Origin of the sequence: Brevibacterium sp. (genome assembly GCF_022712115.1) — a bacterium.
Classification (GTDB): domain Bacteria; phylum Actinomycetota; class Actinomycetes; order Actinomycetales; family Brevibacteriaceae; genus Brevibacterium; species Brevibacterium salitolerans.
In genome coordinates this window covers 1-11,475 of the sequence record NZ_JALAHB010000239.1, presented here as the reverse complement: position 1 = coordinate 11,475, position 11,475 = coordinate 1, and the positions used below count along the sequence as shown (strand labels likewise).

Genomic DNA, 11,475 nt, shown 5'->3' with positions numbered 1-11,475 from the left:
GCCGTGTGGTTCCTGCGCTCCCGCGAGGTGCCGGCGGAGTTCAGGTCCAACCACTTCTTCACCGTCATGCTGGTGTTCTCCTCGCTCGCGATCGCCGCCCTGGGCGTCTACTCCGCGCTGGAGACCTTCGGAATCGAGATCGGAGCCTGATGCGCCTCACCGTCCTCACACCCTCGTTCGGAAAGCTGTCCGAGGCCCCCGTCCGGCGCGCGGCAGAACTGGGACTGGAGCTCGAGCACCGCACCGAGAGCCATCCCAAGTCCGGTCAGGACCTGGTCGAGGCGATCGCCGGGGCCGAGGCCGTCCTCGTGGGTCTGGATTCCGTCACCGCCGAGGTGCTGGCCGTCTGTCCGGACCTCAGGGTGATCGCCAAGCACGGAGCAGGCGTCGACAACATCGACCTGCAGGCCGCCGCCGCGGCCGGAGTCATCGTGGTGAATACACCCGGAGCCAATGCCGGTTCCGTCGCCGATCTCACCCTGGGCCTCATGCTCATGGGCTCCCGCCGGATCCGGGAGGCGGAGGACTCGCTGCGCAGCGGGCGCTGGGAGGTCTTCTTCGGCACGGAGCTGGCCGGCAGGCAGCTGGGGATCCTGGGCTTCGGCCGGATCGGGCGCGCCGTTGCGCAGCGCGCGGCCGCGTTCGGCATGCGCATCGCCGCCTACGACCCGTTCGTCCCGGACGAGGCGATCGTCGGGGCCGGCGCGCAGCCGCTGTCCCTCGAGGAGGCCGTGGCCACCTCGGACTTCCTCTCCCTCCACCTGCCCGGCGGCGGAGGTCCCCTTCTCACAGCGGACCTCCTCGCGACCATGCCCCGCGGCGCGGCGCTGATCAATGCCGCCCGAGGCGGGCTGGTCGACGAGACCGCCCTCGCCGAGGCGCTGCACGCGGGCAGGCTCTCCTTCGCCGCGCTGGACGCGTTCTCCTCGGAGCCTCCCGCTGCGGACCATCCGCTGCTGGACGCGCCCCGCCTCATCGCCACTCCGCACATCGGCGCGTACTCGGACGTCGCCAATGCGAACATGGGCACCTGGGCGGTCGAGGACGTCGTGCGCGTGCTCAGCGGCGAGGAGCCCCGCTTCCCGGTGCGCTGACCTTCCAACTGGAGGCTGACCTTCCGGAGGGAGGCAGAGCGGGCGACCCCTCACGCACGAGGAGCCGCCCTTCAGCTCTGTGTGCCCATCACCGCTCGTCCCACACCACGGCTCCGCCCTGGATGACCACGCGCGGGCGAGTCTGATCCCACAGGACGCTCACGTCCTCGAGCGGGTCCTCCCGGAACGCCACCAGGTCCGCGGCGCTTCCGACGGCCAGGTTCCCCCGCCCGGGATCCTGAATGAGAGCGGCATTCTCCACCGTCATCGACCGCAGCAGCTCCAGCGGTTCGAGCACCTGTGCCTGCAGTTCGATGCCCCGGAGCTGCTCGTCCTCCAGGTCACCCATGAGATCCGTGCCGAAGCCCACGCGCACGCCGGCCTCCCGCGCCAGCCGGATCGCCTGCTGCCCGGCCCCCAGCACCTCGGCGTTCTTCTCCCGCCCCACCGGACTCAGGCCGGCTTCCTCTCCCCGCCTGCGCATCGCGTCGTAGGCGGCGAGCGTCGGCACGAGGAACGCTCCGTTGTCCGCGATCACACGAGCGGCCTCGGCATCGATGAGGTTGCCGTGCTCCACGGAGCGCACGCCGTTCGTCACGGCATGGATCACCGCCTCGGCGGAGTAGGCATGGGCGGCGACGTACCGGCCGCGGCGCCCCGCCTCCTCACACACCACGGCGATCTCCTCCGCGGAGTACTGCGGCACCGTCAGCGGGTCCGTCGGTGAGATCACCCCGCCCGAGGCCATGATCTTGATGACGTGCGACCCGGTCCGCAGCCGCTCCCGCACCGCCGTGCGCAGAGCATCGATCCCGTCGACCACCTCGTGCGTGTGATCGCAGCCTGCGTGCAGGTCGTGTTCCGCCGGACGCACGTCCCCGTGCCCGCCCGTCTGGCTGAGGACTCTGCCGCTGAACAGGTAGTGGGGCGCGTCCACCATGCCCCGCTCGATGGCCTGCTGCAGCCCGATGTCCCCGCCCGCCACATCACGCACGGTGGTGAACCCGCGTCTCAGCGCGGCGGACAGCCGGTTCACGCCGTTGATCACCACGAAGCTCGTGGTGCGGGTCGCCATCATGATCCCGCCCATCCCGGCCGCATAGGCGTGGAAGTGCGCGTCGATGAGTCCCGGAGTGACGGTGGTGCCGCCGAGGTCCGTCTCGACGTACCCGCCGGGCCCGTCTTCCGGAGATGCACCGGTGCGCGCGACCGCACCGATCTCTCCGATCTCCGCGATCTCGCCGTTCTCTATGCGCATGTCCCCCTCGACCACGAGGCCGGTCTCCGGGTCCAGGAAGCGGCCGTTGCGGAGCACGGCGTTCCAGCCGCGTCCGGGCCGCGGTCCGAACGCGCGCGGATGGGTCGAGTCGCCCTGTCTCATTCCGCTGCCCCTTCCGTCCGCTCCCGCCTCATCGCGTCTCGCCGCCGCCGGGTCGCCGCGGCATCCACAGAGGCGGAGGAGTCCTTCGCGAACAGGACGCCGTACTCCTCCTCGGCCGCACGCCGTGAGACGTACCCGTCCAGCACGTCCTCGAGCACCCTCCGCGGATCGCGGTCGAGCGGATCGCCGTACCCTCCTCCACCGCCGGTGCGGTTGTCCAGACGGGAGCCGGCCGGCCGCGGGTAGGTCCCGCCACCGGTCACGACCTCGGCCTCGGTGCCCGCGTCGAGCACCACGCTCGCGGGACGCCCCGGCCGGCCTCCGGCCAGCGCCCACGGCGGGGACTTCGTCTTGGACACGAGGCAGATTCCGGTGGAGTCCGCCTCGAACCGGTAGTGGCGGTGGACGCCCACTCCCCCGCGGTGCATGCCCGCTCCGCCGGAGTCCTGTTCGTACCCGTAGGCCTCGATGAAGAGGGGCGCCTTCGTCTCCAGCACCTCCACGGGATTGTTCCGGCACCCGGGCTGGGTGAGGTGCATGATGCCATCCTGCCCGTCCCCGCCCCGGTGCCCGCCGTAGCCGATCGCCTCATTGGTGGCTTCCAGCCACGCCCTGCCGGTCCGCGGGTCCGTGCCCCACCCCATCATGGAGGAGACGTCTCCGCCGGAGCTCGCCGGGATCCGCTCCGGCATGCCCTGGGCCAGTGCCTTGAGCACCACCTCGCCCGCGAGGATCCCGGTCCACTGGGTGAAGGTGGGCATCGGATCGACCGCGTGCATGATGGATCCCGGCTCCGTGACGACCCGGAGCGGGGCGAAGTTGCCGGCCGCGACGGGTGAGTCCGGAGTGGTCAGCGACTTGAAGATCAGTCCCGAGAGAGCATGGGTCTTGCCGACGGGGAGGTTGAACGGCCCCTTCACATCCTTCTCGCTCCCCGTCCAGTCGATCACCATCTCCTCGTCCGTGACGGTCACCGTGGCTCGCAGCCGCAGCGGGGTGTCGAGATCGATCCCGTCGGAGTCCACGAAGTCCTCCGCCGTCCAGGTGCCGTGCGGCAGCTCTGCGAGCGCCAGACGGGCGAGACGCTCACCGTGCGACTGGATGTCCGCCATGGCCTGCTGGAGGACGTCCGCACCGTACTTGGCGGCGAGCTCCTGCATCCGCTGAGTCCCGCTCCAGCAGGCGGACACCTGTGCATGGATGTCGCCCAGGGTGCGTTCGGGCATCCGCGAGTTGAAGCGGATGACGTTGAGGACGTCGTCATTGGGCTCTCCGGCGCTGTAGAGCCGGCTCGCCGGGAACATGAGCCCTTCCTGGTAGGCGTCGGTGGAGTCGAGGACGTAGCCCGCGTTCTTCTGCTTCAGGTCCAGCACGTGCACGCGGCACGAGGCGAATCCGATGATCTCCCCCGCGTGGTGGACGGGTGCGAACACCAGTGGGTCGAGAGTGTGGGCGGAGGACCAGTACGGGTAGTTGAGGATGAAGACGTCCCCTTCCCGCATGGCGTCCGTGCCGAGGAACTCGATCGACTTCCGGATCCCGTAGTCGTTCGCGCCGGTGGAGATCGCCAATCCGGGCGAGTCCGCGACGACGCTGCCCTGGGCGTCGTGGAGGCCGATGCCGTAGTCGTGGATCTCGTAGACGACCGTGTTGTACGCGGTGCGGCAGAGGTTGCGCGCCATCTCGTCCGCGCTCGCGATCAGCGCGTGGCGGATGACCTCGAGGACGATGGGGTTGGTCATGACTCAGACTCCTTCTGCGCCGAGGGTGATGACGAGTTCGCCGAGGCCGCCCACACGGAGTGCGTCACCGGCATGGAGGACGGTGGTCGCGGTGTGCTCTGCGACGATGGCGGGCCCGGAGAGCCGGTCCCCGGCGAGCAGCGCCTCCCGGGTGAAGACGGGGTACTCCTGCGGCTCCTCCCCCACGTGCACGGTGCGCGTGAGCACCGGCGTCGGCTCGCCGTCCACGCGCACCTGCGCCGCGGGCCACGCCGGCTTCTCCACCACGCCCACCGCGTTGACCCGCAGCGTCGTGACCTCGAGCGGGTCCGTCATGGTGTGCCCGTACAGCCGCCGGTGCATCTGCGCGAACTCCGCGGCGAGGGCGGCGACGGGATCGGCGCTCTCCCTCGGATACGGGACGGAGACGGAGTGCTCCTGCCCCTGATAGCGGACGTCGACGGTGCGTTGGAACGTCTGCGCCTCCGGCCCGAAGCCCTCTCCGAGGAGCGCTGTACCGCCCTCGTCCTCCATGCTCGCGTAGGTCTGCGCGAAGAACTCCGCGTCGAGATCGGCGAGCGGCTGCACCGCTGTGCGGGAGAAGTCGTGCTGAACATCTGCCATGAGCATGCCCAGAGCGGAGAACGCGCCCTGGCCCGGAGGCACGATCACGCGCGGGATGCTCAGCTCACGCGCCACGTCGACGGCGACCAGGCCGCCCCCACCGCCGAAGGACATGAGGGCGAAGTCCTGCGGATCGCGACCGAGGTCCACCGTGATCGACCGGACGGCGCCGACGATCTTCATGTTCGCGATCTGCACCGCCCCCCGCGCAAGCTCCGGGACGGACAGCCCGAGCGCCTCGGCCACCGGGGCCAGCGCCTGTGCAGCGCGCTCCTCGTCGAGGACCAGGTCGCCGCCGAGGGCGAGGTCGCCGCCCATGTACCCCAGGGAGACCGCGGCGTCCGTGAACGTGGGCCGCTCCCCGCCGCGGCCGTAGGCGGCGGGCCCCGGGTCCGCGCCCGCACTCTGCGGTCCCACCTGCAGCGCACCGGCCTTGTCGAGCGAGATGAGGGAGCCTCCGCCGGCGCCGATCGTGTGGATGTAGAGCGATGGGGTGTTGATCGGCAGGCCTTCGAACTCCGCACCCTGGTGGAGCACGGGTTCGTGATCGAGGATCAGCGAGGCGTCGAGGCTGGTCCCGCCCATGTCGATCGTGATGACATTGGGTTCGGACAGCTCCTTGGACAGGGCTGCCGCCCCCACGACGCCGCCGGCCGGGCCCGACAGGATGAGGTTGACCGGCTGCTCCGCCGCCGCCGCCGCGGTCATCGCGCCTCCGCCCGACCGGGACATGAGGAACCTGCCGTCGAAGTCCGCCCGGCGCAGATCCTCCCCGAGATCGGTGAGATAGCGGCGCATGATCGGCTTGATGTACGCGTCGAGGACGGCGGTGCTCGTCCGCTCGTACTCCCGGTACTCGCGCGAGAGCTCGTGGGAGAGGGTCACCTCGGCCTCGGGCGCGAACTGCCTGAGCACCTCGCCCATCGCGATCTCGTTCTCCGGGTTCGCGTAGGCGTGGAGGAAGCCCACGGCCACGCCCTCGTATCCGCCCGCGGCGATCTCGCGCGCCACCTCCGCGGCGGCCTCCCTGTCCAGCGGAGTGCGTACGGTGCCATCGTAGAGGGTGCGTTCGGGGACCTCGAAGGTGTCACGGCGCCGCACGAGCGGCTCGGGCTTCCGGAAGGTGATGTCGTACATCACCCTGCTGCCGGCCCTGCCCAGCAGGTACACGTCGCGGAAGCCCTGCGTGCCGATCACGGCGATGCGCGCCCCGGTCCGGGTGAGGAGGGAGTTCAGTCCCAGCGTCGACCCGTGGTTGAAGGTGCTCACCTGGTCGATGGGAGCCTCGACCTTGCCGAAGGCGTGGAGCACCCCCCGCTTGGGAGCCTGCGGGGTGGTGGGCACCTTCTCGAAGCGCAGTGCGCCCGAGGCCGGGTCCAGCCGCACCACGTCCGTGAAGGTGCCGCCCACGTCGACGGAGATCCGTGTCCCTGACTGCATGTGTTTCCTGTTCTGTTCGATGTTCTCTGCTGTGTGCTCTCCGCCGCTGTGCGCAGCGGCAGGTCCGCTATCTAAAGATGCGGCCCAGGGAGGCGAACGCATCGCCGGTGATGATCCCCGCGCCGATGAGCTGCAGGTCCTCCTCCGCCTGGCGGCCCTTGAGCCTCACGACCACGAGCTTGACCGCGAGGGCGCCCAGCACCAGCCAGCCGGCGTAGGGGGCGGCGATGAGCAGGCCGGTGGCGAGCATGATGCCCATCTGCCGGGTGGCCCCGCCCGCCGCCTGCAGCGCCGCACCCAGCAGCGCCCACAGGAGCATGGTCTGCAGCGCCTCGGTGTTCGTAAGCCCCACCTTGATCGTGTCTGCGAAGACCACCGCCACCGGAGGGATGCGGTCTGCTTCGAAGTAGGGCTTCCAGAGGAGGGCGGCCATTCCCATGGCGACGACGAATCCGATCATCGCGGAGTAGTACTGCTGCTTCCGTCCCGAGCGCTCGTAGTCGGCGTATCCGGGGTGACGCGAGTGCACCTTGCGCAGGATCCATCCGGTCTTGAGGTCGTAGCCCATGTCGGAGAAGGCCGGACCGGTGGAGGCCGTGTAGCCCACCAGGACGAGCAGCGGTTCCGGCGGGAATCCGATGGCGAGCCCGAGCACCAGGAAGATCAGGGTGATCGCCGTGGCGGGGAACCACCCCGCGTGCATCGCGGCGAGGCCGACGATGAGCTCGCTGACGAACGCGGCGACTGCGGCGTAGAGGACCCAGCCGATCAGCACCGGGATCGACATCTCCGCGTAGATGCCGGAGACGAAGGCGAGGAGGATCGCCACCGCGATGAAGAGCAGGAAGCCCGAACCGAGCCCGCCGCGCAGACGGCGCGGGCTCACGGTGTCCGCCATCGCCGGATCCGGGTCCGGATCGGGGGCGGCTTCCTGAACGGGCTGTGCGTCCCGCTTCGCCCGCTGCCGCCGGAAGAGGATGAACCCCGCCTGGACAAGTGCGATGACTCCGGCGCCGATCATGATCCCGTGGGGGATGTAGTTCTCGGCCAGCGAGAAGTCCGCAAGCCCCGGCAGCAGCGAATAGTACTGCACGATGAGGAGGCCCAGGCCGAACATCAGGAGTGCGATGACGTTGCCGATGAGAGCCACCCCCGCCGCGGAGGCGGAGAGGCCGAACCAGGCGAGGACGAAGCCGATCACCCCGCCGGCCACCAGCACCTTGGCGCGGCGGCCGCCCTGGTCCCCGGCCTTGATCGCCTCCGCCGCCGCGACTCCCGGGGGCCACGCGTTCCGCGCGGAGAGGAACTTCGAACCGAAGGCACGGTAGAGGATCCACGCGTCGACGACGAGCCCTCCGGCGGCCCCGATGAACATCGGCCAGATGAGATCCGGACGGCCGAACGCCCACGTGATCGCCAGAGGGGTGATGATGGCGTTCGCCGCACCGAAGGTGCCGGCGGAGATCGCCGTCTGGGCGAGGTTCTGGCGGTGCACGCTGCGGAACTTCTGGAACCCCGAGAGGCCGATCCGGCCGACCATCATCGCGATGAGGGCACCGATGACGGAGGTGTGGGTGGAGATTCCGAGCTGGGTGATGAGGTGGATGCCGATGAAGGCGCCCACCGCCGCGAGCACGACCGTCAGCACGAGCGTGCCGGGTTCGAACGCCCTCGGGTGGGGCGGTATCTGCTGGTCCGCTCCGGACCTCGCATCTGCTGTCATTGCCGGGCCTCTCTCGTCGGGGAGCCGCCGTGGGCGCGCTCGGCCTGCGTCCGGGGCATGCCTCCGCGCGTAGGGCGCAGAGTCATGGGAACAGAGGCGAGATCGCGCCCGTGCCGCTCACCCGGTTGCGTTCGCAGCAGCGCGGAAACTCCGAGTCAAAACGATTTGACTCTGCAGAGTCTCCATCAGTGACTCCCATCACGTCAAGGGAGAGTTTCAGGCACTGGGACGGCGAGGGTCAGCGCGACGTGGATTCACGCGCGTGCAGCACGGGCGCCACAGGGACGACTCCCCCCGGCGGCGCCTCACCTCCCAGCCGGCGCATCATGAGGTCGACCGCAGCAGAGGCGAGACCCTCATGATTGAGGTCCAGCGCCGTGATGGAAGGCCGCGCAGTCCGCGAGAAGGACGAATCCGTGAGCGTGGCGAGCTTGAGGTCCTGCGGCACGCGGAGCCCGGCGGACGCGACGGCGCGCAGCACCGGACCGCTGGTCTTGCTCAGGGAGAAGACGAGCGCATCCGGCGCGCCGTGATCGGCGAGCAGCCGTGACACGAGCGCCTCGGCCTCATCCGGTGAAAGGCTCTCGCTGAGCGCATGCACCTCCGTCCGGAGAGAACTGTCCTCGCACCACCGGGCATGGACACGGCGGGCCTCCCGGTTCCACGCGTTGTCCTCCGAGCCCGGCAGCAGCCAGACCCGTCGTCCGGGCCCCACTCCGAGCGCTTCGAATGCCGCCCTCATGCCCGTGCTGTAGTCGACGCCCACGGTCCAGGGCAGCGCGGGCCGGTCCGGATCCGGGTCGGCGCAGACGACGGGGATGCCGCGCGCCTCGAGGAAGTCGATGGTGGGGTCGGAGGCGTAGGGATGAGCGACGATGCATCCGTCCATCGGCACCGCCGAGTGCTCCTGCCGAGTCGGATCGGGGACATGGACGAGGCCTATGCCCCGCCGCAGGCACTCGATGGCGATGCTGCCCGCGAGCCGGTTGAAGGTCTCGGACGTCTCCGGGGCCCCGGTCGCCGCGAAGCGCGGTCGCAGCACCAAGCCGATCATCTCCGAGCGGCCGGTGCGCATGGACCGCGCATGCGGATCCGCACTGTAGCCGAGGGCCTCCGCGGCCGCGAACACGCGCTCCTTGGTCTTCGCGGAGATCGCCCGGCGACCGGAATACGCGTGGGAGACCGTCGAAGGCGAGACCCCGGCAGCCTGCGCCACGTCCTTGATGGTGACGCGAGGCTGGCGCAGACGCGCATCCCGACCCTTCTGACCCATGCTCAGATTCTATGGGGGCGGGCTCCGACCTCCGCCCGCGCCGGTGGACGATCTGCACAGCGCGGGACAAATGCGGTGCAGATCACACATACCGCTCCGCGTGCCCCATCCATACACTCTGGCTCCATCCGGCGGCGCTTCTCCGCAAGCCGGAACCATCGACCAGCTGGAGGACGAATGCACCTGAGAGTGATCCTTCCCGTCACCGCCCGGAAACTGCTGCAGCCTGTCCTTGAAGAGGCCCAAAGCTGGGCCTCTCCAGGCGTGACAGTGGATTGCGCCCAGATCGCGCATGGGCCCGAATCCATCGAGTCAGACTACGACGAAGCCGTTGCAACCCCTGGAATCCTCACTGCCGTCAGTCAGGCCGTTGAAGACGGAGTCGAGGGAGTCTTCATCTCGTGCTTCGCAGAGCCGGCCGTGCACGCGGCGCGCGAAATCGCACCGTTTCCCGTCTTCGGCGGCTTCCAACCGTCCGTCCATGCCGCACTCGGAATGGCTGACCGCATCGGCATCCTCAGCATTCTGCCCGACGTCGTGCCTGGATTGGACAGGAAGATCGCGGCATACGGCCTCTCGCAGCGAATAGTGGATGTCGGGGTCATAGACATGCCGGTTCTCGACGTCGACCAGCATGACCTCCTCCTCGATCGACTCGAGCACGTCGCGACCGACCAGATCGCGCGTGTTCGAGCCGAGGCCTTCGTGCTCGGCTGCACGGGCATGCTCGGTGTCGCTTCCGGCCTGCAGCAGCGCCTGCGTCCCACGTTCGGAGAGATACCGGTGGTCGATCCCACCGGCGCGGCGATCCTGGCCCTCGAGACGGCGGTACGCCTGGGCATACGCCCGAGCGCTCGTGCCTACCATCCTCCGCGACCCAAGCAGCGCACCTGAACAAGGAACCACGATGAGCACAAAACCGCCCGACAACAGTCAGCCGGACAGCGACTACGCAGATGCGCCGGTGCCGGGCTCCGCACGGCGGCACTGGTTCCCCATTGCCGTCACGAAGTTCGGCCAGGTCTCCGCCCTGAGTCAGTTCCTCCTGGGATCCACGCTGGGGTTCGGAATGACATTCCTCAACGCGTTCCTGGCGATCACCATAGGATCTGTCATCCTGCAGGTGGTTTCCATCGCAGTGGGCATCATCGGGATGCGCACAGGATTGACCACATCGATCCTCGCCCGCTGGACCGGCTTCGGTCGAGGCGGTGCAGCCGTGGTGGGAGCGGTCATCGCCATCACCTCCATCGGCTGGTTCGGCATCCAGTCCGGCGTCTCGGCCCAAGGCCTCGCGTCGACCGTCGGCATCATGCCCGAATGGGCGTGGGCACTCCTCTTCGGACTGGCCATCACCGCCGTTGTCCTGTTCGGCTTCAGGATGATCGCCCGAGTCGCGTTCCTGGCCGTCCCCGCCTTCCTCGTCCTCGTGCTCTGGGCAGTCGCCCTGGAACTCCGGGAGCACAGCCTCTGGGAACTCGCCACTTCTCCACCACCGGGACCAGAGGTGGGCCTGCTCGCGGGAACAGGACTCGTTGCCGGCGGCTTCATCGTGGGCGCGGTGATCAACTCGGATATCACCCGGTACAACCGTTCCGCAGCAGACGTCGTCAAACAGACAGTGGTCGGCATCAGCCTGGGGGAATATCTCATCGGGCTGATCGGTGTCCTGCTGGCCCACGCGATCCATTCCGACAACGTCACGACGATCATCCTCTCCTCCGTGGGCTGGGTAGGCGTCCTCGTGATCATCATGGGCACCATCAAGATCAACGACATCAACCTCTATTCCTCCGTCTTCGGCCTCCTCAACTTCGTGTCAGCAGTCTTCGGACGTACTGCGGATCGCCGGGTGGTGACGCTCGTGGTCGGGGTGTTGGGCTCAGTGCTGGGCGCAGCCGGCATCCTCGATCACTTCACCGGCTTCCTCAACGCACTCGGCGTCCTGCTTCCGCCAGTTGCGGCGATCATGGTGGCCGAATACTTCGTGGTCCGGCGGTGGCGCGCCGAAATCGATCTCGCACACACTGAGCGGATCCTCCCCGAGACCCAGCCCAACTGGGTGCCCGCGACACTGGTGATCTGGGTGATCTCCTCCGGCATCGGATTCTTCGTCACCTGGGGTATCCCCGCGATCAGCTCTCTCATCGTCGCGTTCGCACTCTACGTCGTCGCAGGCAGACTCGGATGGGTGAGGGAGGTTGGACGCAGCGCCACGG

8 protein-coding genes are annotated in these 11,475 nt (G+C 68.9%); 3 read left to right on the top strand and 5 right to left on the bottom strand.

Annotated elements, in window-relative coordinates:
* Positions 1-149 precede the first annotated feature (149 nt).
* Positions 150-1,094, top strand: a complete 945-nt coding sequence (locus Q0A33_RS14275; protein WP_291798195.1) for a phosphoglycerate dehydrogenase — start codon at positions 150-152, stop codon at positions 1,092-1,094.
* An 88-nt stretch (positions 1,095-1,182) separates the two neighbouring features.
* On the opposite strand, the gene Q0A33_RS14270 is transcribed toward Q0A33_RS14275, so the two are convergent.
* The 5 genes from Q0A33_RS14270 to Q0A33_RS14250 form a co-directional block, all read right to left on the bottom strand.
* Positions 1,183-2,475 carry an amidohydrolase family protein gene (locus Q0A33_RS14270; protein ID WP_291798193.1) on the bottom strand — a complete coding sequence of 431 codons (1,293 nt, stop codon included), beginning with the start codon at positions 2,473-2,475 and terminating at the stop codon, positions 1,183-1,185.
* Complete coding sequence (locus Q0A33_RS14265; RefSeq protein ID WP_291798190.1) at positions 2,472-4,217, bottom strand: hydantoinase B/oxoprolinase family protein; 1,746 nt, start codon at positions 4,215-4,217, stop codon at positions 2,472-2,474. The genes Q0A33_RS14270 and Q0A33_RS14265 overlap by 4 nt, the downstream gene beginning before the upstream one ends.
* Before the next feature lie 3 nt (positions 4,218-4,220).
* On the bottom strand, positions 4,221-6,260 hold the full coding sequence (locus tag Q0A33_RS14260) for a hydantoinase/oxoprolinase family protein (protein WP_291798188.1): 2,040 nt from the start codon (positions 6,258-6,260) through the stop codon (positions 4,221-4,223).
* 67 nt (positions 6,261-6,327) lie between these two features.
* Positions 6,328-7,983 carry an OPT/YSL family transporter gene (locus tag Q0A33_RS14255; RefSeq protein ID WP_291798185.1) on the bottom strand — a complete coding sequence of 552 codons (1,656 nt, stop codon included), beginning with the start codon at positions 7,981-7,983 and terminating at the stop codon, positions 6,328-6,330.
* 238 nt (positions 7,984-8,221) lie between these two features.
* Positions 8,222-9,256 carry a LacI family DNA-binding transcriptional regulator gene (locus Q0A33_RS14250; protein WP_291798182.1) on the bottom strand — a complete coding sequence of 345 codons (1,035 nt, stop codon included), beginning with the start codon at positions 9,254-9,256 and terminating at the stop codon, positions 8,222-8,224.
* 177 nt (positions 9,257-9,433) lie between these two features.
* Here Q0A33_RS14250 and Q0A33_RS14245 point away from each other — a divergent pair, with 177 nt between their 5' ends.
* On the top strand, positions 9,434-10,150 hold the full coding sequence (locus Q0A33_RS14245) for an aspartate/glutamate racemase family protein (RefSeq protein ID WP_291798179.1): 717 nt from the start codon (positions 9,434-9,436) through the stop codon (positions 10,148-10,150).
* A 13-nt stretch (positions 10,151-10,163) separates the two neighbouring features.
* A partial coding sequence (locus tag Q0A33_RS14240; protein WP_291798176.1) for a cytosine permease occupies positions 10,164-11,475 on the top strand: 1,312 nt, incomplete at its 3' end.

Excerpts from the sequence above, each read along its gene's own strand:
- Q0A33_RS14275 (WP_291798195.1), top strand. The coding sequence starts at position 150 with ATGCGCCTCACCGTCCTCACACCCTCGTTCGGAAAGCTGTCCGAGGCC.
- Q0A33_RS14270 (WP_291798193.1), bottom strand. The coding sequence starts at position 2,475 with ATGAGACAGGGCGACTCGACCCATCCGCGCGCGTTCGGACCGCGGCCC.
- Q0A33_RS14265 (WP_291798190.1), bottom strand. The coding sequence starts at position 4,217 with ATGACCAACCCCATCGTCCTCGAGGTCATCCGCCACGCGCTGATCGCG.
- Q0A33_RS14260 (WP_291798188.1), bottom strand. The coding sequence starts at position 6,260 with ATGCAGTCAGGGACACGGATCTCCGTCGACGTGGGCGGCACCTTCACG.
- Q0A33_RS14255 (WP_291798185.1), bottom strand. The coding sequence starts at position 7,983 with ATGACAGCAGATGCGAGGTCCGGAGCGGACCAGCAGATACCGCCCCAC.
- Q0A33_RS14250 (WP_291798182.1), bottom strand. The coding sequence starts at position 9,256 with ATGGGTCAGAAGGGTCGGGATGCGCGTCTGCGCCAGCCTCGCGTCACC.
- Q0A33_RS14245 (WP_291798179.1), top strand. The coding sequence starts at position 9,434 with ATGCACCTGAGAGTGATCCTTCCCGTCACCGCCCGGAAACTGCTGCAG.